General features: G+C 45.1%; 21 protein-coding genes. 10 read left to right on the top strand and 11 right to left on the bottom strand.

Annotation, left to right across the window (positions count from 1 at the left end):
- Window positions 1–3 precede the first annotated feature (3 nt).
- The 3 genes from G367_RS0112355 to G367_RS0112345 all read left to right on the top strand — a co-directional run bounded on the left by G367_RS0112355 (window position 4) and on the right by G367_RS0112345 (window position 2932).
- Window positions 4–885, top strand: coding sequence for an NAD(P)-dependent oxidoreductase (locus tag G367_RS0112355; protein ID WP_020413445.1), 882 nt, complete (start codon window positions 4–6; stop codon window positions 883–885).
- Between the two features lie 83 nt (window positions 886–968).
- Complete coding sequence (locus G367_RS0112350) at window positions 969–2117, top strand: tRNA-queuosine alpha-mannosyltransferase domain-containing protein (protein ID WP_040628780.1); 1149 nt, start codon at window positions 969–971, stop codon at window positions 2115–2117.
- A 512-nt stretch (window positions 2118–2629) separates the two neighbouring features.
- A complete protein-coding gene (locus G367_RS0112345) occupies window positions 2630–2932 on the top strand; it encodes a hypothetical protein (RefSeq protein WP_020413443.1) in 303 nt (100 codons plus the stop codon).
- A 98-nt stretch (window positions 2933–3030) separates the two neighbouring features.
- Here G367_RS0112345 and G367_RS0112340 read toward each other — a convergent pair whose 3' ends face one another.
- From G367_RS0112340 to G367_RS23800, 3 genes are read right to left on the bottom strand one after another with little or no spacing between them, the layout of a single operon-like run.
- The gene (locus G367_RS0112340; RefSeq protein ID WP_020413442.1) at window positions 3031–3966 is read right to left on the bottom strand and encodes a TauD/TfdA family dioxygenase; all 936 of its coding nucleotides are present in this window, start codon (window positions 3964–3966) and stop codon (window positions 3031–3033) included.
- A complete protein-coding gene (locus G367_RS0112335) occupies window positions 3959–4729 on the bottom strand; it encodes a class I SAM-dependent methyltransferase (protein ID WP_020413441.1) in 771 nt (256 codons plus the stop codon). Before G367_RS0112335 ends, G367_RS0112340 begins: the two co-directional genes overlap by 8 nt.
- Window positions 4707–5528: an iron-containing redox enzyme family protein gene (locus tag G367_RS23800; protein WP_020413440.1), complete on the bottom strand. Its 822-nt coding sequence runs from the start codon at window positions 5526–5528 to the stop codon at window positions 4707–4709. The genes G367_RS0112335 and G367_RS23800 overlap by 23 nt, the downstream gene beginning before the upstream one ends.
- Window positions 5529–6657: 1129 nt before the next feature.
- Here G367_RS23800 and pcaB point away from each other — a divergent pair.
- Together pcaB and G367_RS0112320 are read left to right on the top strand one after the other, a co-directional pair.
- The gene (gene pcaB, locus G367_RS0112325; protein WP_020413439.1) at window positions 6658–8007 is read left to right on the top strand and encodes a 3-carboxy-cis,cis-muconate cycloisomerase; all 1350 of its coding nucleotides are present in this window, start codon (window positions 6658–6660) and stop codon (window positions 8005–8007) included.
- 49 nt (window positions 8008–8056) lie between these two features.
- Window positions 8057–8449, top strand: coding sequence for a nuclear transport factor 2 family protein (locus G367_RS0112320; protein ID WP_020413438.1), 393 nt, complete (start codon window positions 8057–8059; stop codon window positions 8447–8449).
- A 110-nt stretch (window positions 8450–8559) separates the two neighbouring features.
- Here the strand turns inward: G367_RS0112320 and G367_RS25180 are convergent, their stop codons facing one another.
- Window positions 8560–11637 (bottom strand): cellulose binding domain-containing protein, encoded by a 3078-nt coding sequence (locus tag G367_RS25180; RefSeq protein WP_026305089.1) that lies wholly within the window; start codon window positions 11635–11637, stop codon window positions 8560–8562.
- A gap of 695 nt (window positions 11638–12332) precedes the next feature.
- On the opposite strand from G367_RS25180, the gene G367_RS0112310 reads away from it, so the two are divergent.
- Both G367_RS0112310 and G367_RS25175 read left to right on the top strand, forming a co-directional pair.
- Entirely contained in the window at window positions 12333–14417 is a 2085-nt protein-coding gene (locus tag G367_RS0112310) for a neutral/alkaline ceramidase (RefSeq protein ID WP_020413436.1), read from the top strand.
- Window positions 14418–15160: 743 nt separating this feature from the next.
- On the top strand, window positions 15161–16135 hold the full coding sequence (locus G367_RS25175; protein WP_051089500.1) for a DJ-1/PfpI family protein: 975 nt from the start codon (window positions 15161–15163) through the stop codon (window positions 16133–16135).
- Window positions 16136–16710: 575 nt separating this feature from the next.
- On the opposite strand, the gene G367_RS0112295 is transcribed toward G367_RS25175, so the two are convergent.
- The 4 genes from G367_RS0112295 to G367_RS0112280 all read right to left on the bottom strand — a co-directional run bounded on the left by G367_RS0112295 (window position 16711) and on the right by G367_RS0112280 (window position 20686).
- Window positions 16711–17292 carry a hypothetical protein gene (locus tag G367_RS0112295; RefSeq protein ID WP_020413433.1) on the bottom strand — a complete coding sequence of 194 codons (582 nt, stop codon included), beginning with the start codon at window positions 17290–17292 and terminating at the stop codon, window positions 16711–16713.
- Window positions 17277–18587: a peptidylprolyl isomerase gene (locus G367_RS25170; RefSeq protein ID WP_169337114.1), complete on the bottom strand. Its 1311-nt coding sequence runs from the start codon at window positions 18585–18587 to the stop codon at window positions 17277–17279. The genes G367_RS0112295 and G367_RS25170 overlap by 16 nt, the downstream gene beginning before the upstream one ends.
- A gap of 76 nt (window positions 18588–18663) precedes the next feature.
- Complete coding sequence (locus tag G367_RS0112285; protein WP_020413431.1) at window positions 18664–19686, bottom strand: phospholipase C/P1 nuclease family protein; 1023 nt, start codon at window positions 19684–19686, stop codon at window positions 18664–18666.
- A 352-nt stretch (window positions 19687–20038) separates the two neighbouring features.
- Window positions 20039–20686, bottom strand: coding sequence for a hypothetical protein (locus G367_RS0112280; RefSeq protein WP_020413430.1), 648 nt, complete (start codon window positions 20684–20686; stop codon window positions 20039–20041).
- Window positions 20687–21136: 450 nt separating this feature from the next.
- Here G367_RS0112280 and G367_RS0112270 point away from each other — a divergent pair, with 450 nt between their 5' ends.
- The 3 genes from G367_RS0112270 (at window position 21137) to G367_RS0112260 (ending at window position 22876) form a co-directional block, all read left to right on the top strand.
- A complete protein-coding gene (locus tag G367_RS0112270) occupies window positions 21137–21622 on the top strand; it encodes a hotdog fold domain-containing protein (protein WP_020413428.1) in 486 nt (161 codons plus the stop codon).
- 181 nt (window positions 21623–21803) lie between these two features.
- The gene (locus tag G367_RS0112265; protein ID WP_020413427.1) at window positions 21804–22238 is read left to right on the top strand and encodes a hypothetical protein; all 435 of its coding nucleotides are present in this window, start codon (window positions 21804–21806) and stop codon (window positions 22236–22238) included.
- Window positions 22239–22345: 107 nt separating this feature from the next.
- The gene (locus G367_RS0112260; RefSeq protein ID WP_020413426.1) at window positions 22346–22876 is read left to right on the top strand and encodes an isochorismatase family protein; all 531 of its coding nucleotides are present in this window, start codon (window positions 22346–22348) and stop codon (window positions 22874–22876) included.
- 626 nt (window positions 22877–23502) lie between these two features.
- Here the strand turns inward: G367_RS0112260 and G367_RS0112255 are convergent.
- Genes G367_RS0112255 through G367_RS0112245 form a run of 3 tightly spaced genes read right to left on the bottom strand, consistent with a single transcriptional unit; the run spans window position 23503 to window position 25190 of the window.
- A complete protein-coding gene (locus G367_RS0112255) occupies window positions 23503–24090 on the bottom strand; it encodes an endonuclease dU (protein WP_020413424.1) in 588 nt (195 codons plus the stop codon).
- Window positions 24091–24104: 14 nt separating this feature from the next.
- On the bottom strand, window positions 24105–24650 hold the full coding sequence (locus tag G367_RS0112250) for a DUF1415 domain-containing protein (protein WP_020413423.1): 546 nt from the start codon (window positions 24648–24650) through the stop codon (window positions 24105–24107).
- 6 nt (window positions 24651–24656) lie between these two features.
- A complete protein-coding gene (locus G367_RS0112245; RefSeq protein WP_020413422.1) occupies window positions 24657–25190 on the bottom strand; it encodes a DUF2058 domain-containing protein in 534 nt (177 codons plus the stop codon).
- Between the last annotated feature and the right edge of the window lie 139 nt (window positions 25191–25329).

The following is a 25329-nucleotide window of genomic DNA, read 5'->3' as shown; positions in this document are numbered from 1 at the left end:
AATATGGCAACTGTAGCGTTTATTGGCTTGGGGGTGATGGGCTACCCGATGGCTGGGTATTTATCAAAAGCTGGTCATCATGTAAGGGTATACAATCGCACCGCTAATCGAGCAAAAAAGTGGTTGGAGGAATACAAAGGGGAAAGCTTCCCATCCCCGGCTGAAGCGGCTAAAGGTGCGGAAGTTGTCTTCGCCTGCGTGGGTAATGATAACGACCTACGTCAGGTAGTGGTTGGAGAGCAAGGTGCTTTTTCCACTATGGAGAAAGGTAGCTTATTCGTAGATCACACTACTGCTTCGGCGGATGTTGCTCGGGAGCTGGCAGCCATTGGCAGTGACAAGGGGATATGCTTTCTTGACGCCCCGGTTTCTGGTGGCCAGGCAGGCGCTGAAAATGGGGCGTTGACTGTTATGGTTGGCGGAGATAAAGCCGATTTTCAGCGAGTTAATCCGTTAATTGAAACTTTCGCCAGAGCGGTAACCTTATTGGGCCCGGTAGGTAGCGGCCAACTGTGCAAAATGGTCAATCAAATCTGCATCGCCGGAGTAGTCCAGGGGCTTGCTGAAGGCCTGCATTTTGCCAAGGCTTCCGGGCTGGATGCGGAGCAAGTAGTGGATGTAATTTCCAAAGGTGCCGCGCAGAGCTGGCAAATGGAAAACCGCTCCCAGACAATGCTGGCTGGCGAGTATGACCACGGTTTCGCAGTAGATTGGATGCGTAAGGATCTGGCTATTGTCCTTCAGGAAGCTCAGCGTAATGGTGCATTGCTGCCAGTCACTGCATTGGTGGATCAGTTCTACAGCGAAGTGCAGGCAATCGGTGGTGCCCGCTGGGATACTTCCAGCCTGTTTGCGCGACTGATGAATGTGCGTTCCTTCGATTGATACTCTCTACTTGAAAGCTGCTCTCGGGGTTGGATGCAGTTATTTCCAACCCTGCATTCCTAATTTATATTGTTTAACTCTCGATGAAAGTTCTATTGCTCTCGGCCTATGATGCGGACAGCCACAAGCGCTGGCGTAAGGGTCTGGTTGCCGCTTTTCCCGAATGGCAGTGGACAGTCCTTACCCTGCCCCCACGATATTTCAGTTGGCGCATTCGTGGAAATAGCCTGACCTGGGCCAGAGGGGAGGCTGCGCAAGCCCTCAAGCAGGATTGGGATCTTGTTATTACAACTTCAATGACGGATCTCAGTGCCTTACGCGGTTTAGTGCCAGAGCTGGCTGGGATTCCCACTGTTGTTTATTTTCATGAGAATCAATTTGCTTATCCGGTGAGTACAGATGCTTACCAATCTATTGAGCCTCAATTGCTAAATATTTATACCGCATTGGCTGGGGACCTAGTTCTTTTTAATTCAGAATTTAATCGTCGCACTTTAATTGAGGGAGCTGTTACATTACTCAAGCGTTTTCCCGATTGTGTACCTACAGGAATTTGCGAGGAAGTACAAAACAAATCTAAGGTCTTGCCTGTACCCTTGGAAGGTGCGCTCTTTGTCAAAAAAAGCGCACAAACAAATTTTTGTTGGGATCACCGGTGGGGACAGGGTTATCAGGAAGAGGTAACCGAGGATACATTGATCATCAGTTGGGCTGCCCGCTGGGAGTATGACAAGGGCGCCGATCGACTACTGCAGATTCTTCAGGGCCTAAAAGAGAAAAAGGTAAAGTTCTTGCTCAACTTGATGGGCCAGTCTTTTCGTAACAGCCCGGAAGAGTTTAAGCAGATTAAGCAGGAATTCTGCCAAAATCTTTTGGTGGTGGGGTATGTGGAAAGCGAACATCTCTACCGGCAAACCTTACGTGGTAGCCATGTATTTCTATCTACCGCTTACCACGAGTTTCAGGGGCTAGCGGTAATGGAGGCCGCAGCGATGGGCTGCACGCCATTAGTGCCGGATGAGCAGTGTTACCCGGAGTTTTATCCTGAGCAATTGCGTTACTTGGGGGTGAGGAATGCAGTTACAAAGCTTGAATCTATGGCCAAAAGAGTTCAATGTGCGGAAACGTTAGTAAAATTGGACTTTCATAATATTTCATGGGAAAGCTATAGAGATAAATATTTTTGTGCTCTGAGCAGATGTATCTCCGATACAGTCGGCTATTGTAAATAAAAGTATTATTAGCCAAGCCTATTGAAAAACTTCACCGACTAAGCGACTTTAGTGGGGTTGTGTAACGCTTTTTTAGGTATCTAAAGTTCATATCAGTAGGCCTGGATCTGGGATCGGCCAGCCGCTCCCTGGCTTGAAAAGTACTGCTAGCAGCCCTATAGCTTATGGGCCCTCACTAGTCTTGACTTTTATACTCCACAGAATAGAGATGGCAATAGATAGAGGTTTTGGTACCATTCCATAAGCCAGCAGTATCCCCCCTCACTCTGAGAAGGCCGCGTGCGTGGTATGCTGCCACGAATATGCTCATATTAGCAGAATAATTTACGCTTTGACTTGATGCGGAAATCATGGTGCCTTTTTATTCTTTGTCCATTGTAAGGCGCGCTGAGAGAAGTGTTATATCTTGCTGTCTTGCAAGTAGATCAAGTCATCGAAGCTTTTTCTTGTTTTTATATCAATGTTATATTCTTTAGCTTCGGATTTCATATGGAAATTGATAAGGATATATCATGAGTAAGTATTTTTTGGCCCTGGCAGTTCTATTTTCGGTGCTAGCTATTGGTTGTACATCCGTATCAAATAGGCCGGGGTCTGATCAAGACGGTCAAGTTGAAGAATTGGCCTCTAACCTCGATAAACAGGAGGAACCAAAGAGTGAACTAGTGTGTAAGTATCGCGAAGGGACGGGATCGAGATTCAAAAAGAAGGTCTGCATGACAGCAGAGGAGTGGGCAGGTGATTCAGTGGAAACGGCCAGAAATGTTAATAAGCTAAGAAAAACAGTCGTAACGGGGCAATCACAAGGGCGTTGATGGTTTTTATTCTTAAAAGCCGAAAAGAGAGTTTATGCTAATTATCCTTTCGGCTTTATTTTCAGTTAAGGATTTAATTGGTGTGATTTAATAGAGGCTCAATTTATCCATACTCTAGTGTAAACGCGTTTTTGCTCGGGTGTGTCAACAAACTCATCCCGATCGTGAAGAATCCGAGTGTTGTCGATAAATATCATGTCTCCTGAGTTCATATAGAAGCTGACAACGTTTTCTTCATTGTTTAGCTCCCCGTCGAGCATGTCTAAAGCCTGCAATACCTCCTTGGTTAGCGGTTGATCGACCCGCTGGTGACCTTTTTCAATCCAGTAGCGCATATAGCGAATTGATAACTTACCCTTTTCGTAGCTGAAAATGGGGAAGTGATTGTTAAGGATATTCTGTAGGTTCTTGTCGCTGCCTGGGGTGACAAGATCGCGTATATAGTTATCATAGAGTAGAGCGAGCTTGCCAGGTTCTCTTTCTCTTAGGGCTTCGTGGACCTGTGCTGCGGAGACCACTTTGGATTTTCCACCTTTTATCGCAGGGGTGATACAGCACAAGCCGAGAATATTGGGCTGGATTGTACGTTGCGAGCTGTCTGTATGTACCCCGGTAGCTGCATTAGTTTGTGATACCGGAATTGCTTCATCTTTATAACTTCGACCTGTATCCAGGATACCGTACAACCTGCCATAGGTATCAATAGTTTGCCCCATTGCCAGGCTGATATTTAAGAACAAAAGATTGAGTGTATCTTGATCGAAGCCATCAATCCCCTGAATCCAGGTTATACCGCTTCCGTGTGCAATTTCTTGCTTGATCTGTTGGGCAAGTTGATCAAACTGTGGGGTTGGTACTGAGTCGGCTCTCAAGGATTCAACAGGATGATCCTGATTGGAAGCCCAATCTTGAAGAGCTTTTACTTCCTCTTGCCAGTCGGAAGGCCAAGCAAACTTCCAGTTGGATTTTGAGGCTATATCTGCAGCCTTCCACGCTTGAGCGCACACCTCTTCTCTGGGAGCCAATTCAATCATTTACTTGTACCTTAAATAAAACATGCAGAGGGTAACCTTTCAGAGGGCCAAAGAATTCAGGGTCCAATGCCAGGTGTTCGTCTGTTACCGCAAGCTCATTCACCTGCGGCAAAAGATTAAACCCGGCTGCTTTGAGTGCTTCGAAGTAATGTGAAAAGGTTTTGTGTACACAACGCACAGATACTGGAATTCCATCTCTGCGCCAGATTTTTCCTTCGAAAGTTTGATTGATGCCATCGAGATAGCTTTTATCTCCATGCTTAAAGTAAAACGGTGGTGTTTCTTCACGCATAAATGGTAGGCAAGGGTGGGGCACGGTAAAAACAAAGGTCCCGGTGGAGGCTAACAGTGATCTAACCTTTGTCATTACCTGAGTCATCTCTTCAATCGTGAGATAATTGAAAAGAAATACAGCAATGGCCTTGTCGAAGCTCTTTTGTGGGAATTGGTCAAAAGTCACAGCATTAGCAGCCGTATAACTGGCAGTGGATAGTTCGAGCTCTGCTGCCATTGCCTGTGCTTGACTGATCATCTCCGCAGAAGAATCGATGCCAAATATCGAACGAGCACCATTTTCCAGAATCATGCGTGAGACGTAACCCTCGCCACATCCAAAGTCCAGAATGTCTTGCCCAGCAATATCTCCTAACTCCTCAAGCACTCGAGGTCTTGCAGTAAAGTCACTTAAAAGGACCTTCTCAGATCGCAACCAGTTGCCTGCTTGGGCGTTATAGATTGTTTCAGTTGATAAGGGCTGGTTCATCCTGAGCCACTCCAGATGCTTGTTGAGTATAATTATTTAGATTTTCGAGAGGCTTTTGCGGACCCCTAATTGCACGTTCCAACATGCCATCCCAGAAGGCGGCCCTTAAGTTCAAGGCTTTAAGCACTCCGTGACGAAGACGCTTGCGGCCCTCCTCGGTATTGGCAAAATCCAATGCGATTTGGTTTAAGCTTTCTGCATGGTCATCATCAATGAGTGTATGAACAGAGAAGAAGCAATAATCCTCCGGCTGAAATTCGGGTAGGCTTTTTAAGCCTTTTTCAATGAAAGGATAAATAGAGCTGACGATATGCTCTGTACCTAATCCTAAAGCCCCGATAGCTTCTTCAGTAGAGCCATAAAGCAATACTCCGGAGAGCATGTCATACCATATAGCAGGATCATCGGAAATTCCTATTTCTGGTGTTCCGTGTAACGCCCTTTTTCTGAAGCTCTCAAACAGCTGTGCGTGTGGGATGTTCCGGACCCAGCTTGCACTGATCCCGTGAGTCTCCAGCTCTATAAGCTCTTTTTCTTCATAGTGTCCAGACTCTTCTGCGAGATTTTCCAGAAGAATGTTCCGGTGCTTCGGGGTAGTCAATCTGGAAATCACAGCAGTGAGCAAGTTTACAAAATGGGATGAATAAACTCCGTACTGTTGAGCAAAATCCGCGACCGCATAGCGAAAGTTTGGAAGGGATGCACTGCTGAATTGTTTGAGATATGGGTGGTTGATAGCCCTGTGCTTTAGCGCTTCTTCAGAGAGTTGCTCTAGCCAGGCTCTTTTATGATTATTCATCTGAAGCCTTAAATTCCATCTGTTGAGCCGAAAGTTGGCAACCGTAACAAGTAATTATTTCAGTTTGCTAACGAACATCCTGTGTGAATAGCGTTTAATGGTTGCTCGACCAGTAAACGGATTTTGAGTATACGGAGTAAAATTTTTTCTAGCAATATCATGATTATTATTCACGGATTCCGGTTGTTTGTTGCCTCTGTTTTCTTGAGAAAATTTAATTAGTTTTTGGCTGCGGGGTGTGTGGCTATACCTACTTGTAGGTATTTATTTTCTGATATATTGAAGTTAATGGGCTTTCGCCTCTTGTGTTTCTCTTTTCCATTTATTTGTAGTTGCTTTTAATTCAAGAAAATTTAAATTTCTTTTTGTCAGCTTCTATATTTTGTTTATGTGTGTGGCGTAGGGCTGAAGGATTTATTTGGTGTTGAATTTTTTTGTGCTCTTATTGTTGTAAAGCCGAATCGAAGTATAAATTGATATAAATCAATTCAAGGGTTATTTATTTGTGATTGGAGCTTGGAGCTTAAATTGAGTCCCAGTATGAGTGAAAAAGCATAAGTTTGAGTGGTACTGGAAGGATGTTTTTGCTTAGAAGGTTAGTGGAGATTTTGTGATTTAAGGTTTTCTTTACTATTTATATGGTTGGTACCATTTGGATTTTCTTGGCAGTATCATGATTTTATGTCGATAAGTAGGTGGTGTGATTTCAGAGTAGAGACTGCTAACGAGGCAGTAATTGGAAAGAAAATTCTCTTTTAACTAAATGGCTTTTGAGGATTGAGTTACTGGCTAGGGTGGGGCGAGAGATTGTATGTAAGAAAAAAATTGGCATACTTAGCTACCGCAAATGTTCACTGATGTAGATGTAATTGGTACTTTTTATATGGGACGCTCAGTCATCTGACCAGGGGCCGAGTAAAGGATACCTGCATTCTCTATCAATTAAGTTGACCTAGAAGGAAATAGCTACTAACTAATAGCTCATTAAGCCCCGAATGCTATTGTCTATTCTTCTTTGAGAAATGACTGTTTGTACCGCTAGTCTCGCTTTTGAGCAATCTCATTGCACTACCAGCCCGGGCGAATTCAAAGGACCTGCAAGCTTTGCCTTGGTTTTTAGAGGTGAATCGTGGCAGCAACTCTTATTGACTCAGTAGTTTTCTGTGATCTTTTCAGCACGCAGGCAATGCGAGATATTTTTTCAGATAAACAGAGAGTTCAGTACTACCTGGATGTCGAGGCGGCCCTGGCAAAAGTTCAAGCGCGATTGGGGATCATCCCCGAGGAGGCGGCGAAAGAGATTTGCAGCCACTGCAACGCCGATGAGATTGATTTCGTACGCTTAAAGGCACAGACAGAGTTGATTGGTTATCCCGTTTTTGGGGTTGTACAACAGCTGGTAGCACTATGCGATAAAGGGCTGGGGCAATGGTGCCACTGGGGAACTACAACCCAGGATATTACTGATACAGCTACCGTTTTACAGATTCGTGCAGCATTGGAATTGGTAGAAACTGATGTGGGAGCAATCTCAATTGCATTAGCTAAATTGGCGAAAGAGTATCGGGATACGCCGATGGTGGCGAGAAGTAATTTGCAACAGGCTGTACCAATAACTTTTGGTTATAAAGCGGCTGTATGGCTGGCTGGTTTCCATCGACACCAGCAGCGCTTAGAAGAAATTAAAAAACGTGCACTGGTTGGGGAGTTTGGTGGCGCAGCGGGAAATCTGGCCTCGTTAGGGAGCCAGGGATTGGCGGTACAGGTGGGGATTATGGAGGAGCTTAAGCTAGGGAAGCCATGTATTGCCTGGCATACCATGCGAGATAGAATCACTGAGGTAGCCTGTCTGCTGGGGTTGATCACTGGCACGCTGGGGAAAATCGCTCTCGATATTAAATTAATGGCGCAGACAGAAGTGGGTGAGGTTTCAGAGCCATTTACGTCCGGGCGAGGAGCTTCCAGTACGATGCCACAAAAGCATAACCCTGTCTCTTCAGTCTATATCAGTGGCATTGTGCCAATTATCAGGCAGCAGGTGGCAGCTCTGCTCAATGCTATGGAAGAGGATCATGAGCGAGCTACGGGTACCTGGGAAATTGAGTGGGTGGTACTTCCTGAAATATTTTGCCTGTCGGCTGCAACCTTGGCGCAAGCGCGCTTTGCTTTAAGTGGACTTAATGTGTACCCGGAAAATATGATGCGAAACCTAAAACTGACTGGAGGCCAGGTTTCCTCTGAGGCAGTTATGATGGGATTGGGTCCTAAGATTGGACGCGAGAAAGCCCATGACCTGGTATATCAGATCTGTTGTGATGCGGTGGAAAGCGGGCAGTCATTTGCCGAGTTATTGAAACAAAACCCGGAAATATCTGCAAATCTCAGTTCCAGTGAGGTGGATGAATTATTGGATCCCAAGAACTACTTAGGATTGTGTGGTGAGATGGTTGATCAAACCCTGGCCGGGAAGGAGCGGTAAAGATGTTTATTTGAATGGTAAATCTCTTCAGGCTGGGGTTTCTTGAATTATGAAAAACTCAATTCGCTCTGAAGCTATACAGAGATTATGTCTTAAGTATTTATCGGCTTTGGAGCAAGGTGATTTGGAGGCTTTGAAGGCTGTTTTTACAGAAGGTGCGAGGGTTTATTCTCCGATATTTGGGGAGTGCCAGGTTGATGATTTTTACTCCTATGTCACTCAGGCAACAGAAGAACGTCACTTGGAGTTAAAAAATATTATGCAGGGAGTGATGAATCCAAATCAGGTTGCTATTTATATGACTTATACGCGTACTATAAAAGGCAAAGAGCCAGCTACTATTAACACGGTTGATATTTTTGACCTTGCTACTGACCTAAGTGGATTCTCTTCCGTAGCTATCATTTATGATACTGCTCCAGTTAAGAGTGATTTTAATTGAGGAATTCTTATGGGTTAGATTTTTCTGTCTATAGGCATGGCACAAATTTATGTGCCATGCCGCCATCCTGTCTTTTTATAAAACGAACTCTTTATTTAATCGTAGTATAACTAGTGAATGACGCTTTCTAGTGCTTTCACTAAGCCAGAAGTTGGAGTACTGTCTGGTATTGGGCAGTTGAAGCTCTCAGAATGCCCATAGCTATAACCATACAGCAGGTTGCAGGCCATGACCTTATGACCTGCTGTAGTGGGATGTACCGAGTCACCAGTAGGGATTATTTTTCCCTGATCTGCCAGGAACATATTAAAAGAAGCTCTGGCATTTTCTACCGCATTTTTAATCTGGGCATTGTAGTAATCGGTGCAGTAATTTTTGGGGTCTTGCCCGTCAATATTACTTCGGCGAGGAATCATCGAGATTACAAAGGCAATATTTTTATCGGCTATGCCTAATGAAGAAAGGTGACTATATATTTTACCTACCAGAGTAGAGTTATCCGTAATATTTGCTGGTGACAATATGCCGGCAACAACCTGCTCCAGTCGACTGGCTGTGATACCTCCTATATCAGGTGCGGCACTGCACTTGGTTGCGCCATTCATATTTAAGAAAGTAATGTCGTTGGTTCCCAGCTGGATAGGTATCACAACGGCATCTGTGTCGGAGAGGCTTTGACTCAGCTGGCAGGCTTGGTTATCTAGCCATCCGGCACTGTTACTGCCTTCCCGGCACATTTCGGTAGCTACCGAATTGAAGTTAGCAATGGATTGAGCGCAGTTGGCAAAGTTATAGCCAGATGGAACTTGATGACCTGTAGGGTTTAGGAAGCAGAGCATATCGCTTGTGGTGGCTCCTGGGATTCCCGAATGCCAGTAATTCCTGCTTTGTTGTGCCAGGTCCTCTGGGCCAGTTGGACCATTTACAGTTCCGATAGTGTGTATGGGCTTGCCACTGTAGAGAATTTGGAGGGAGCCATTGCTCTCACTTGCGGTAAGCGGGAAACTGGATTTGCCATTGGAGGCATCGAAGAGATGTTGCCAAATTTGGGAGCGGAAGCCATTGGAGTTGAAGGGTAGAGTAGTCATGCCATAGGTGATCGAGTCCCCAATAAGCCAGAGTTTTATGCTGTTGGCATTGCCTTTATTGGGATTGGACGGCTCAGTGGGCTGGGGCTCTGGTTCTGTAGGTACAGGGGTACTTGGCGGAGAGGGTTCTGTTACGCTATTGGACTGGCAGCTAGTGGTCAGGTTTGGCTGAATATTTTCACCCGTGTACTCACCATTAAAACCAAATGCCCGAGCCTCGCCTGGAGGAATAGTGTCCTGGCCGCTGGCAGTCACTGTACCGCTATTTTCGCTTATCAGAGCATTCCAGTGATGGGCCACTTTTTGGTTACCTGGCCATTGCCACTGTACCTGCCATTTCTCAATGGGGGTATTTCCAGTGTTGCGGATAACCACATTAGCCATAAAGCCATTGCCCCAGTCATTTTGGACAGTGTATTCCACAGTACACTGGCCAGAGGATGGCAGTGGGGGGGCAGGTTCCGGGCTTGGTGCAGGTGTTGTGTCTGGTGCTGGAGTTGGCGGTGTTGTTGGGGATTTAGTGGACTCAAACCACTTAAGTGCATAGGCGCGGAACTCTTGCTCTGTAGGTAGGATACCCTGCTTTGCCTGAAAATCGATCAGGTATTGTTTGGCGTCCCGATAGAACTCTTGGTGTGTTTGGTAAATCTGTTTTTTGTTCCCCTCGTTGTCGATCAGCCAGTAGCCGACAAACTCATTAGCCCAGCTGTCATACTCGTTACCATACATCTGCCAATACAAGATAAAAGGAGTCCCCCACTCCAATGAAGTTTTAATCACATTGCGCGAGAGCATATCCTGTGCTTCTCCGGAGCGGGTGCCCCAGTCTTTGAACCAGGATTCACCGTATCCGTACTCGCCAATAAACACTCGTTTTTCAAATGGCAAGCCTGCCTTGGTGGGAAGCTTTGAATTAATGAAATCTAAAGCTTTGGTTAACTCGGTATGTAAGGTGGCGAAGTCTGAGTGTCTTTCCTTGGTAGTCAGGTCATAAGCTGAGTAAGACACCAGATCCACATTAGTGTGGGGCAGTACGGCATTGGTAATACGCTCCTTCCCCTGCATTGCTGACTCAACCCTATTGACTTCAACATAGTGATACAGGTTGACATCGGAGTGGGTTACATTGGCTTTAGCATCATCTATGGCCTTCTGACGAATATTGAGCCAGTCGATTAATCCCTGGATACGTATGGGGTCGATTTTTTCCTGGTTGTCATCACGGGTTCCGTCTGCCTTTTGCACCAGGTTCCAATCCCCTTCCCAGTGGCCGATCATAAAGGTTTTACCAGATCCGTTATATTGCGTTAGCAGGTATTCAGCCAGGGCATAAATTTTATCGTACTGCCAGGTTAGTTCATCTTTGGACATGCCCTTGTTGTCCATCCAGGAGCCTGAATCTTCCACCCAAAACATATAGTGGGAAAAATCCATTTCCAGGACCTCACGATAAGCGGGCACTTCTTCAAGCATGCGTTTGAATTGGTAGTCCAGCCCTTTGCCTCGTAGTTCATCATACAGGCCCGTGGAGAGGGCAATCTTAAGAAAATTCGAGCCCATTGCATGAATGGCCTTGGCAGACTCCACAAGGGAGCCTTCTCCGGTAAAACTGTACTTGGGACTGATTGTCTGGGTACCGAGAATGTAGTTGTAGCGCTCAATTGGGGATAGTGGAGTGCTTGTTGGCGGTTCAGTAGGTGTTGGGGGCGAAGATGCTTGCTTATTACAGCTGGCATTTATCTTGGATGGGATCTGCTTGCCCCCAGAGTAGGAGATATTAAACCCAAAGGACCGCGCCTCGCCTGTTGGTATGGTGGCAAAATCGCCAGTTCCCTCCGCGGTAACGATATTGCCGCTTTGACTAATCTTGGCATTCCAGGAGTGATCGATGACTTGGTCTGCGGGCCACTGCCAGTCGACTGACCAGCCATTGATGGGTTCATTGCCAGTATTTCGAACGACTACAGCGGCCATGTAACCGGTATTCCACTGGCTCTGAACAACCAGGTTCACGTCGCAGCTTGTAGCTGCGAGCGCCTGACCAGAAAGCCCTAATAAAAGTAAAGGGACCATGCTTGCTTTGATGAGTCGGATATGCATCAAGAAACCACTAATTATTAAATTTGTACCAACAGCTAAGGCTCCTTCCTGGCGATAAAGTTTCGTTTAAAGGAGTTATGCTGAATAAATGACTATTGATTCACATCTTCTGTCGGCTCGTGAGTGCTTCAAAATTTATCGGAAGCTAGAGGCATCTCGGGTAGTTCCTGATTGCGCTCCAAATTGGTGCGCGTTTTTGTTGGAATAGTCATAAATTCATCAAAGCTAAACTAAAAACGTTCTGGTCATCTCCGATGATCCTCTCAAAGTAAGTGGAAATTACATCGACCTCGGTCTATGAATGATATCTATATTTAATAAATCCTAATTGCAGATCTGGCATTGCGAATTACCCTGGCTTTTGGTCTGTTGGGAGTTATTGCAAACCTGTGGATAGCGTAAATGAAGTATCATGGAACCCGCGTGCCAAAGTATTAACTTAATAAAAAGGTGCGAATCAAGGAAGAATATTGTCATACCTGTCTAAGCTCTATTCACTGTATAGGTTTGTCTCTATCAGGAAGAAATAATAGAAATAATAAAAGTACAGTCATGTAGTTGTACTTCGTAAAGCTGGCTATCGAGCCAGTTTCTTTCACTGCGTTATCAGAATAATTTTTGCAAGTAAGGTCAGCCTTCTTTCCATGGCTCATGCTATGTATAGGCATCGCTATAGCAAATTATTTGGAGAAAAAATGAATAAAATAATAATCAAGATTTGTGTGGTGCTCTTGGGGCTAGTAGGCGCTACCCCTCTTGCATTCGGTGCGGACTGGTTGCTGGGTACTGGTAAATACGATATTACGGGCCCAGCCGCCGATGTTGGTATGGTTGGCTATGGTGAGACAGGGCAAACAACAAAGGGAATTCACACCCGTTTGTGGTCCCGCGCGTTTATTATCGCGAATCCACAGAATAGTCGGCGCCTAGTATTTGTCTCTGCGGATCTGCAGGGCATTCCCCAGGGCGTTAAACAGGGTGTAATCGCCAAACTTAAAAGTAAGTATGGCAATAATAGGTTCACTGATGAGAATGTCATGCTCACAGCAACTCATACTCATGTGGGGCCTGGTGGTTACGATCACTATGTAATGTTGAATATGAGTGCATTGGGTTACGCAGGAGATAATTATAGCGCGATTGTGGAGGGTATTTACCAGTCTATTGTCTCAGCGAATAACAGCCTGAAGGAGGGCGATATTTATCTGGATCAGGGTACCCTGCTCAATACCAGTGTTAATCGCAACCCAGAACCTTACGCACAAAATTCCGATATTAGTAATTACCAATACGATACTAATAAAACCATGAGTCAGCTCAAATTGGTGGGATCGGATAATGAGGCAATGGGGATTATCAATTGGTTTGCTGTGCACAATGTTTCCCTCGGAACCGAACAACGCCAGTTGAGTAGCGACCATAAAGGTGCGGCCAGTTACCTATTTGAAACCTGGGCTGCTGGCCAGCCCAATACCTCAGATGGTTTCGTGGCGGCTTTTGCCAACAGCAACCTGGGTGATGCCTCTCCTAATGTGTGTGGCCCCAGAGATGGCTGCGGTACTAGTGAATATGCGAGTTTAGAGCTGGCTGCAGAAAAGCAGTTTTCCAAAGCGCAGTCACTATATGAGTCAGCAGCTAACAAGTTGACAGGGGAACTGGACTATCGTCATCAAATCATCTACTTCCCAGGCTACACAGTGGCGGGACAGTACACTGGAGTAGGACAGCAGGATATATGTGAAGGCGCGGTTGGCTGGTCCTTTACAGCGGGTTCTACCTGGGATGGCCCCAGTGGAATTGACGGTATCTTCGAAGGTATGTCTGTAGATAATGAGGGTACAGAATGGGATCGCAGCGAAAGCCTGTTTGAATCTGTAATTGATGGATTCCCGATATTTGGATTGATGAACGCTTTTTCTGCGGTGGCTGTTTTCAACGAGACTCAGGATGATCCCTGCCAATATCCAAAGCCAACCTTTGTAGAGCGTAAAGTGGTGGGGCAAGAGCTGTACACACCCTATTTACCATTTCAGATGTTTCGAATCGGCTCCCTTGCCCTGGTTGCTGCGCCCAGTGAGATGACTACTATGGCGGGGCGCCGTTTGGAAGAGCAGGTGCTCTCAGCTATGCAGGGTAATGGAATCTCTACGGTGGTGATTGCCGGTCTGGCGAATGCCTATAGCGGTTACGTGACTACACACGAAGAATTTGATATGCAGCACTATGAGGGTGGCCATACTATCTTTGGCCCCAACACCCTTGCAGCTTACCAGCAAATCTACACGGAGATGGCCTATGCCATGAACAATAATCTGGAAGTCGATGCAGGCCCAACACCTGCAGATTTATCTAATGACCAGGTGATTCATGTTATCGGGGTGGTTTATGATGATAAGCGTCTTTGGGAATCTTTTGGGCAAGTCTGGAATGATGTCGGTAACAGCTACTCTGCCGGAGACATGGTGAGCGCCTCTTTTCGCTCTGGACATCCTCGCAATAATTTCAGGACTGGCGGCACGTTTATTGAGATTCAGCGAAAAGTGAATGGTAGCTGGGAAACCTATCTTACGGATAATGATTTGGATACCCGTTTTATCTGGACCAGGGATACCGCTATAGATTGTCTGGCTTGTTCCTTTGCTGAAGGGCAGTGGACAATTGGTGAAAATACTCCAGCTGGCACATATCGTATTAAGCATTACGGAAACTGGAAGAGTGGGTGGACAGGAAAAATTTCCAGCTATAGTGGCACCTCAAGCAACTTTACTGTAGCTAATTAGCAGATTCCTGCACCAATTAGATGGCATTACCGAAACTGTGATATCGACATCTAGGTAATGCCATATTTTCTATAAATGCCCTAAATATAATATATTTGTGTGCCATTATAAGTTGCTTGTTCTTCTTTTTATTCTGCTTCTACTATGTAATTCATTTTCCGCTTTTCCATCAGTATAATCGCGATTTCTCCATTCTCTAAAACACATGTAGTCCGCCTGGTAATAAGCAATATAGGGAAAGTTTTTTTACTTTACTGATATATGAATAACTAGCTGTTCTTGCTATTCGCAATGTATGGGTTGGGGTTATTTGCAGATGCAGTGCTTGCCGAAAAGCAGGCTTAGCTAATCCCCAGAATCTATAAAGAACTATGGAAAATTATTGCTCGTGAACGGGGTGAGGCTGATCTAATTCAATAGATTCATTTAGGGACCTCACTGGCCCAGCACGGGCAATATGGTTTGTTGCGAAGAAACATAGGGCAGTGGAGCCTATATAAACATTGCCAATGCCGAGCTTAAATATTATCAATGAGATAGAAAGGCTCCTTCTCTGATAATTGATGTCCTAATTTGTCGGCTTTATGTCCTTTGCGACTAATGCTATTAATTTATGCTTTCAACTGCCTCGACTGGAGGCGCCCTATTCATATAGCGGAATTTTTATGATGTGTCTGATCAATTGTCGAATAAACCTTTGCTCCTGCTAAAAATAACTGACTTTCGAATTTAAGGTTATAACCATGAAAATATTTTTCTGGGCTGCCCTGTGCTCATTACTTTTAAGTAGTAAGGCTTGGGCCCACTCTATATCTAAGGACGCTTTCCATATTGGAATATTATTGTACGATGGTGCACAAACTATTGATTATGCTGGCCCTTATGAGGTTTTTGGTCAGGCGCGTTATCGTTTGACAACCATCTCTGAAGATGGTGAAACCATTACTTCAGCGATGGGATTACAGGTGGTTCCAGATGCCAGTTTTGATCAAGAGAATCAATTTGATGCGGTAATTATCCCTGGGGGTGGCATCAATAAAGCGATGGAGAACCCGGAGATATTGCAGTGGATTAAGGAGCAGTCTGAGCAGGTGCAGTATGTGCTATCGGTATGTAACGGTGCCTTTATTTTGGCGAATACTGGGCTGCTTCATAGTAAGAAAGCAACCACTATTCGTGGAGCCTTCAATTCGTTCGAGAAAAGTTTCCCTGATATCGAATTGGTAAAGAATAAAAAGTTTGTAGATAACGGGAAAATCATTACTACCGCCGGTCTTTCATCCGGAATAGATGGTGCTCTATACCTGGTAAGCAAGATTGATACGATGGAGAAAGCCAGAAGTGTTGCGGCGAAGATTGAGTACCAGTGGCAGCCGCAGGGCGGTTATATCCGGGGTATAATGGCAGACAAAATTATGCCGAATTTTGGTGACTTGCCTGAGTCAATTCAATTTGTTTCTAAGGAATATAGCTATGGCGACTTGGAAGATTGGTATACCGCATTTCAGGTTTCCGGTGATGTGGAGACTGTAAAAGCCTGGTTAAGTGAACAGATGAAAGAGAATCCAGATTGGAAAATTAGTCAGGGAAAATTTATTGATAATAAATGGATATATCGGTTTTCTGATGATGGTATTGTACTGCAGATTGATTTTGTTTCTCCTTCTGAGGTCAATCCTTGGATGATTAAGTTAAGTATATTGGATCAAGCGTCGTAACTTGGCGGTTGTGGCTATTAGTGCGTATGGAATCTCCGTTAAAATTTAAGTTATATATTTAGTTTGCGCTATGAGTTTGCAATGACATTTGATCCAATCCTATTTTTCAAAAAATCAGAATAGCGGGAAAGTGTTGCTCTTGGGATCATCCGATTCAACATATCTTTTACAGCGCCACAAAGTCATTTTTGAGTTACACTGTGAGGGCTCTTCATTGCGACGGTAGCAAATTTGGTAGGGGCGCTCAATCTCCCAGCCCCGTCTTACATTTTTGTAGGTTTGGAAATTTGTGAATGAGGGGTTCTTTCCACCAGTTACTTGCACTTTACAAATGCTATCCCAGTCCATTAATTGGACCCTGACAGAGGATGCCAGGGAGTAAGTGGAGAATAAGCTTAATAAGAGAAGGAGGGCCGCTTTCACAATTATCCTTCCTACCTGGCTTGGCGCCACTCAGGTTTAAAACACCGAGAATGATAGTGTTATAAGCTTCCATTTGCGAAAATTTATTGACTTATTTGAATATAGACTGAAAAGTTATAAAGGCGTATAGGGTCTAAATCTGACTTTTATAGCTATTGCTTTGTGGGGGATTCGGTATCGACTTCCAGGTGATCCCTGAGAATAATTTCTCTTTGTTTTCGCAGCGAATCCAGTTTTTGAGTCGCCTCGTAGAGTTGTTCCTGGTTTATACCAAACTGCTTCCCTAGTTCAATTTGTTGTTCTAGCTCCGTAATTTTATGCTTCGCAGCTGCGGCAAAAGAGGCATATATGGCCTGTTCCTGCCGAGCTTCAAACTCTCGGTAGAGATCGCGAGATACAAGTTCTTCAGTGCTTGGCTTTGTGCGTGGATTATTTTTAGGGGCAAGTGGAGGTGTACGTGGATCGCCAGTTTTCATAGTCTCTGCTAATGATTGCACAGCTACGCTTTTTGGGTTTGAAGAGAATGCGAAGTCATTATTTACATTGAGTTCTGAATACTGGGTAACTACGGTTTTTGTTGAAGGTTGGTGAGCTTGGGTGGAATAAGGAAAATTTGGTTTAGGTTTGTCCCTATCGACTATCCCATCCAAAGCTATGCTTTGATCATTTAGAGCCACTACAGTAATGATCAGTCCAACTAATGTTAGAGCGACCACAATTAGCAAGATTCGCAAGACAGCAACCTCTGATTTAATTGTATGGATGCATTCTTTTTAGCCAGCGATATCAGTGTATAAAATTTTTCTTGGAGTTTTTTCTGAGCAATAGCATTAGTGGCTCTATAGTGCACCGAATCGCTCTCGATTGGCTGATAGCTAATTTTCCGCTTGTCTATCCAGAGTATTTCCCAGTGCACATCTCCGGCTTTTTGGGGGCTGCGAAAGGGTTTTGAGACTGTATTTTCAGGGAGGCTAAATGCCATGGCGAGTGTCCAGTGATCGCGATGGTTTTCTCGATCAATCCACCCCAGGCTGCCGTTGGAGTTACGGTCTGTTGCGTTAGAGTATTTCTGAATTGCTTTATGAAAGGGCAGGCCGGCTTTGATTTCCTTATAGACAAGATCGGCCTTTTCTTGTGATTCCAGGCGGATATGATAGGCGTGAACCTTTTCAATACGCTTGAAGTTCTCTTTGTGTTTTTTATAGTAATGATGGACTTCTTTCTTTGTCACAGATTTTGCGAGAGCTTGGAGATGTGGGTTTTCATCGTGAATATCATGAATCAATCCCATATTTTGTAATAGAAGTTCACGTTGTAGGGCATATTCTATACACTGTTTGACGGTTGCGCGGGATACCTGGTCCAAGGATGAGCTGATTTCAAACCAATCTAACACATAGGCGCTAGTGAGCTGTTGCTTTATGGCCTCGCGGATGAATTCCAAATTCAAGCTGTGCATCTGTACCTTAAGCTGAATATTCTGACGACGATATAAGTCCCATAAAGTCAATACTTGTTCAGCTTGTGTATTTCTGAACTTGTAGCGAGCAATCACTAGCTGCTCCGCTGAATTCCGTTGGTCAGTTGTCATGGAGCTATAGAGCTTTTGCTGTAACTGAAGAATTGGTTTGAGTTTGTTGATATTAAGTGTCAGAGGAGCTGTTAGAAAATCCAGACTGCTGTTTACGTTTGCAGATTGCATGGTCTTTTCAAGCGGGGTCTGGTAAGCGCTGCGAATCAGTTTGAAGAGCTGTTGCTCAACCTGCGTATGGTAGTCGTAGCCTACAGTGTTGTGGTTATCTATTACAGACTTCGTGGTGTTCATCGTGGCTAGTAGATGGCTTTCTAGAAGCCCTTTGAGAACTGACCGCCTGTTGGCCTCTTTATCGTGGCGACGTGCTGCTTTTACAAATACGTCTAATGCCGCTAGAGATATATCTTCGCCATTAACTCTTGCTGCAACACTATCTGGTAGCGTTGTAGGTGAGTCCGCGAAAGCCAGAGTGGTCACTATCAGTACGGCGGCCAATACCCAGATAACTCTCATCAGAATATCCTTAGACCACTGGCTGCGGGCGCCAGTGGTGAGCGCTTAATTCTTGTTGTTATTCACTGACTTTTTGAGCAGCGTGATTGAGGATATGAACCACCATTGCAATGGCATGAGGCACGACCGTTTTGGCCACTTGCAGCCTGTCGTTATGATCGGTACTGGATAAAACAATACCACCATTGGCATAGGCGAGGGCGCCGCCTTGAGTCAGTAAGGGGCGAATATCATCGCTGCTTTGCCCTATAGCAGTAAAGTTAGACATGGCCTGAGCAACCAGTGCTTCGTCATTGAGGTTTTCGCTATCGTAGTAATCTGCAACCCAGCCCTCCCAACCGCTGTGGTTGAGTCCTGAGGTGGTCCACACATGGTGTGGCTGAAGCAGGTCAGTGGTATGCATTACAAAGCCGAGAGTTTGTGCGGTTGGTTGGGCAAGGAATTGGCTGTACCAGTACTGGCCGAGGTTGTCGATAGGTTGAAAGGGGATCTCCTCAAAGTCGTCATACATCGATTTGGAGGAATGGCTACCCTGGCGATAGTTGGCTTCAGTAATACCATAGGTATTGTATTCTGAGTCATCGGCTGACCACCAACCGGTCATTCCCCCATTACCATCATCCAGATAGTCGCCAACCAGCCAGGTAGCTGCCATATTATCAATGCTGTCCCATACGGTAAGCAGGTCGTAGTTGTAGCCGCCGAGATCGTTCCCGTGAACATCTGAACCGCGGGTATGATTTTGGAAATGCCAATAGCTTGTGTAACCTACTAGTGAGGCTCCGGCGTTAAACACTGGAGCGTAGACACAGTCACCAGTGATTGCCCCGCACAGGTAAGTATCTTTGAAGTCGTCAACATCATAAGCGCCCTGGCCAAGTACCTCCGCAAACTCATCTACACTAAATCCGGCCGCATTTACCCAAGCTTTGAGTTTATTGTATTCGGTAGTCTCTGGGTTGTTGCGCATATAGGAAACAGCGTCAATTGCAATGCGCTTATGGGTGATCTGTTGGAATGCTTGGGTAGAGGATGCACTTAAGGCCGCGAGGACTAGGCCGGTGGTGATAATTTTCTTCACGACAGCTCCTGATATGGTTTTTATGTCTTATAGAGAGCGCCTGTGGAAGCCCAAAGGCGAGCGGGCGTAAGTATGCTGGCGAGAAGTGACAGTTTTAATGCGTTTCTATGAAGATAATCAATTGGCTCGGTGTAAGCGGTCAATCTATGCGGTGGATCTCATATAAGGAAACATGAAGAAAAGATTTATAGTTTTTGGATACTTTAAATAACTAATATTATTTCGGGCGCTTTATTACGTAAATTCTCAGGTGAAAGTGTTGATTGTTTATACAATATGGCTGTCTTTAATGATACAGGCTGAGTCCTCAGTTGAAATTTCTTTAAGACTCTTTTTTTAGTATTTTTAGTCATTAAAGTTTTTGATGTGTCGGGTAGATCTCGTACACACTGAGAATGCGATAATCCCCCGTGGTTCTGTCATGTTTCTGCGCGTATATTTTCCAGCTAGTACCTGTACGTATGCCAATAACTGAAACGGTACGATTTGCCCCATTGTAAAACCCCCGTTGATTGCTGGTGCCATAAACAAAGGCTGTCCCGTAAGTAGCTGCTAGATTGTTGCGAAGGGTATCGCCATTAACAGCCGCAGGTTGTACATGAGCAACATCAAGGGCAGTACTGCCTATGACTGGGCGGATGACAAAAGAGCAGGCAGATAGTTGGCCGGTTACCATCATTGAGGGCCCAGTTGCGCTGGGTAAACGATAAAAACCCAGGTTTGCCGCACCGACATCCATATGTATGGAGTGTGTAAAAAACAGGTGTGGATTTGTCGCAAGATAAAAAGCATTACCCCTTATGTGGAAAGATTCAGTTGAGTGCATATTGTGTGTTCCCAGAATGGTTCCAGGACGATATGAATTTCCGCCATTGCCGATGCAGTATTGAGTTATTCCTGATGCTCCAGGATCACCATAAATTCTAACTGGGTAGGTTTTCAGAAAAGTTGATGTATTTGCTTGCAGTTGATTGAATGCGGTTGCCGGTAAGATTGCCATGTTTATTTTCCTTTTATAGGCGTATGAAACAAAAATACCCATAATGTGGCATCTGCCACTTGGTTATGAGTAAAAATAGAAGTTTATTTCCCCCGAAAGCTGCTATTTTTTTGTGACCACTCGCTAGATCTGATTGCCAGATTAACATGTGTTTATTAAGGGACTCCGCAGACATTGATGCCAAATTATCTTCTTGTCTCTTTTTTAAACTTATAACCATCACAGATGGAAAGAGGCTTTCGCTTATACTAATAGCTATTACCGGAAGATATCCGGTATTTCTTATTCTTTGTGCAGATCTTCGGCTGTATTGTTCTCCGATAGTTAGGCTGGTCAATAAACCTGATAGATCTGATTATCTGGCGTAACCCTTTGATCATGTATAGTTGCGGGCAACGACGGATGCCTATGAGGAAGTTCGTCAACCAATGATTTAGATAGTGAGGCAAGATGGACTATCAATCTTCGAAAAGCCCCGTGTTGCAATTGTGGAAAAAGTTTGGGAGCTCGGCACTCGGGCGCTGGGCAGTTTCTAAAGTAGTGGCCTTCAAGGCTCCATATTTCAGGTCTATCAAGCCATGCTTTGCCGAAGTGTCCCCAGGACATGTCGAAGTGCTCGTAAAAAAGCGCTGGAGTGTTACTAATCATATTGGAACTGTACATGCTATTGCCATGTGTAATGCTGCCGAGCTAGCTGGTGGCGTTTGTCTTGATGTATCCCTTGATCGACGATTTCGTTGGATACCTGTAGGGATGGAGGTTAAGTACTTGAAGATGGCTAAAACTAACTTGAGAGCCGTATGTGAGTACCCTGAGTTTGAATCTATTGATGCGGGTGATGTAATCATGCCAGTCGGGGTTTTCGACCAGAACGGGGAAGAAGTTTTCCATGCAGATATCACTATGCGCGTATCCCAACGGCCCAGCGCCAAATAAATGCTGTTCTGGAAGGCTTGGAGGTTCTTTACTCCTAAGCCTTGCCTAAGAAGCCGGCTAACCAGCCATCTACCTGTATGGAAAATGTGCACCTGTACTAACCTTGATTTCAACAGGTGTGGATTGGTTGAGGAATCCGTAAAATACCCGGCTTCTTAAACTGTATCTATCTGGAGGAATTATGGGCTTAGAGTGGAAGTTGGGTCGATCATCAGGCCTGCTTGATTTGGTCAGTGATGACGGTGCGGAATACCAGCTGTACCATGCGAAGAGCAATGCTATTACAGATAGTGATGTATACCAGGACTTAACCGAGACCTTGGGTATGGCCGTATCCAAGCTCAATGAGAGTATCAATGACTCTTCCCTCTACTTCCTGATTCGCTGGGAAAGTGCTTCTTCTACATTGACAATCTCTATTACTGACGATAGCAGGAAGAAGGATTCTGATATTGTCGTGCGGTGTCATTTCCTTGCGCTGGAGCCATCGGAGGCATTTACGGAGAACCTGAGGTTTTGGTGTAAGGAATATCTATCTACGGACCAGGGATTTTCCCAGTTTTCCCTTGTGGCACTTTTTGCTGATAAGTCCAGGGACAGCGCTGTTATCCTTTAATACCAAGTCGTACTTGAAGGCTCCTAATGACTGCCGATGAATTGCGGCAGGGTGCAAGATATGAATCAATCGCCTCCGCCTATGTGGGTGAGTAACAGAGTGAACTTATGGATGTTTTGCTGATTATTGATATGCAGGAAGCTTCCTTTGCGGAGCGTAATCAGTTTGATGTAGACGGTACCATAGCCCGCATAAACAGGCTCGCTGCCTGGGTTAGGGAGCGAGATGGAAGTGTAATATTTATACAGCATGATGGGCTTGAAGAAGAGGGACTCCTGCCCGGATCTACGGGCTGGGCACTGCTGGATGATCTGATAAAAAGTGAAAGTGATCTTGTAATTAGAAAAAAAACCAATGATGCTTTTTATCAGACAGATCTAAAGCACACCTTGGAAAAGCTTAATGTAAATCGTCTGATTGTCAGCGGATGGGCGACGGATTTTTGTGTAGATACCACTATTAGGTCTGCTGTGAGCCATAAGATCAATATCTTAGTAGCTTCTGATTGTCATACCTTGAAAGACCGTCCACACCTTAAGGCACAAACTGTAATAGCCCACCATAACTGGATATGGAGTGAGCTGATTACCGACGACACAACTATTCGGGTGGAACTGCTGGAGGAAATTCTGCAATAATTTTCCCTCTATAACTGTTTGCTTATATTAAGGTTTTTTACCGAATTATCAGCTTTTGAAAGAAGTTCAAGGAATTGCCAGGATTTAATTTGGTTTTTTATTATACCAATTAGTCGACTCGATATATTGCTAAGTAATTGTCAGGCCGATTAGAGAGGAAATTTTTATGAATGTGTACTAGTTATGCATTGGATTTCTAGTCGCATTATCGCTTTTCCTTAGGACTCTTGTCGCTATAGGGCATAGTAAGTAAAAGATGGGGCATTCCTTTGAGCTGGATAACACTTTACATAATTGGGTGAGAGCCCATGCCAATACGGTCGAATATGCGTCTTTCTTAATGATTCTTATTTATCTCGTCAGCCTCGGGCAGCTGGGCGCCCTAAGTCTGGTGGTTTGTAGTTCTAGTCACAGCCTGCCGTTTTCTTTTCGTTGTTGGAGTTCTACTCCCCCTCTAGCATAGCCAGGCCTAGTCCTATGCGTTTTATTGGCGCTGTGTGAACTTACTTCTTTAGGTTTAAAATTTTTTGCGATATTTGCCCAGCAAGTGTGAGTTAATTCCTTGAACCCCCTTGCTTTTATTATGCATAAAAAGGGCAGGAGTAAATTCAGCCTTCACTATCATTCTATGCCCGTTTACCGCTTTGTCCCGTTATTACCGCGGCACCGATCATATGTGCTAACCGCAGTGCTTCGGGCACGTTGCCATTATCCGTTGCCTGCTCCAGTACCCGGGCAGCGATATCGGGGTTGCAGCCCTGTACCTGGAAATAAAAATTCCTGAGTGAGTGGATTTCGCCGGCTTTTAACAACGTCTCTTTGCGGAGCCGGTAATCGGGGAAGTTTTGAAGGGCGCGATCTATGGCTGCCATATCCGGCAGCTTACGCATAACGGCAATACAAGGGCGATCGATAGTTTTTGAGAGTTCAGGTAAATCAATAATATTAAAACCACCGACAGCAAGGCCATCCGTAAGGATTACGTTTATTTGACTATAAAACTTACTGTTTTTTAACAGTTCAGCAATGACCTGGGTGGCCTCCATACCATCTTTTTTCACTTCTCCCCATAGCATTCCCTCGAAGCGTGTATTGGAACAGACGATGCCGCTAACCTTTACTGGCGTGCCCCGCCCTTTCTTGAAAGGGGCATCGTCAAATCCGATCAGGCGGATCAGCTTGTTCAAGCGCAGTAGTTCTTCCAGGGATTTCATCACTTGAGATTTTGCTATCGGAAAAGGTAGGGGAAGAGTCGCAGCTTTTCTTCTTGATTCAGTGATTCAACCTGAAGAATATTATTTTCAGGAATGCTCTCTGGATTTGGGTAAAGCTCGATCATTTTTTCCAGGTTATCTTCACGCAATAGATGAAGGATAGGAAAAGGGGCCCGGTTAGTGAGATTTTCAGCATCATTCGGATTTGTTCCGGCAAATTGGTAGTCCGGATGGAAGCTGGCCAGCTGATAAGTGCCTACATAGTTGTAGCGTTCCAGTAGCCATTCGGCCTGATCGAGAAATTGATTGTAGTCGGCAAAGTCTTGCAGATGATCGGGAATAATCAGCAGGGTAGTAAGGAGCTCACTCTCTGGCGTACTGTCGAGTCGTTGCAGTTCTGTATGTAAATCGGCCAGCAGGGCCTGGTCGTTTTTGCTTTCACTGGCTATGTAGCGTATCTGGCCTGCGCGCATAGGTTTGCGCGCAAAAGGGCAGAGGTTTAAGCCCACCACCACATCGGTGAGCCATTGCTCCACTACCTGGACAACATCTTGCTTCATTGCCAATTACCACATAAGGTCATCGGGGATCTGGAAATCTGCATAGGGGTCGTCTTCATCTACCGGTGCTGATGTTTCAGCAGGTTTAACGATAATCTCAGTGTTTCGCTCGGCAATCTTGTCGGCGATTATCCTGGGCACCAAATCAAAACGCGCATCCTGGGCGACAATCACCAGGCGACCGGCTATCAGGTGATCGCGTAGTTCATCACTGACGTAGATGGTTTTGATCTTCTTGTCGAAAGTAAAATTGTAAGCCGTTTCTCCAGAGTAGGGCTGGCGGTTTGTTTCCACCAATTGCTTGATCTGGGCTGCGATAGCTTTCTGTTGAGCAGCGGCATCTCGCTCGGCATTCAGGGCGCGATCTCGAGCAGCTTTCTCTGCGAGAGTCTTTTGTGCGGCCAGCTTGGTTTCATCTATCTGGGGCTGCGCAGACTTCTTAGCAACTTTCTGCTGTTTGCGCTTTTCCTTGCTAACTTGTTTGGCTTTCTTCTTGTCAACAAGTCCTGCTTGCAGGAGTTGGTCTTGCAATGAGGCCATAGTGTGCTTCCCAAAAGTTACATTGGAATTGGTGTCGCAATAGGCGACTATTCGGTCAAAAAATATTCAGAGGCTTTGCCTGAATGTTGGTGATGAGCATTTTACCTGAAGTTGGCCTTAGCATTGATAAGGAATTTTA

This window comes from Microbulbifer variabilis ATCC 700307 (genome assembly GCF_000380565.1).
Taxonomy (GTDB): Bacteria; Pseudomonadota; Gammaproteobacteria; order Pseudomonadales; family Cellvibrionaceae; genus Microbulbifer; species Microbulbifer variabilis.
This window is presented reverse-complemented; position numbering and strand designations above follow the sequence as displayed.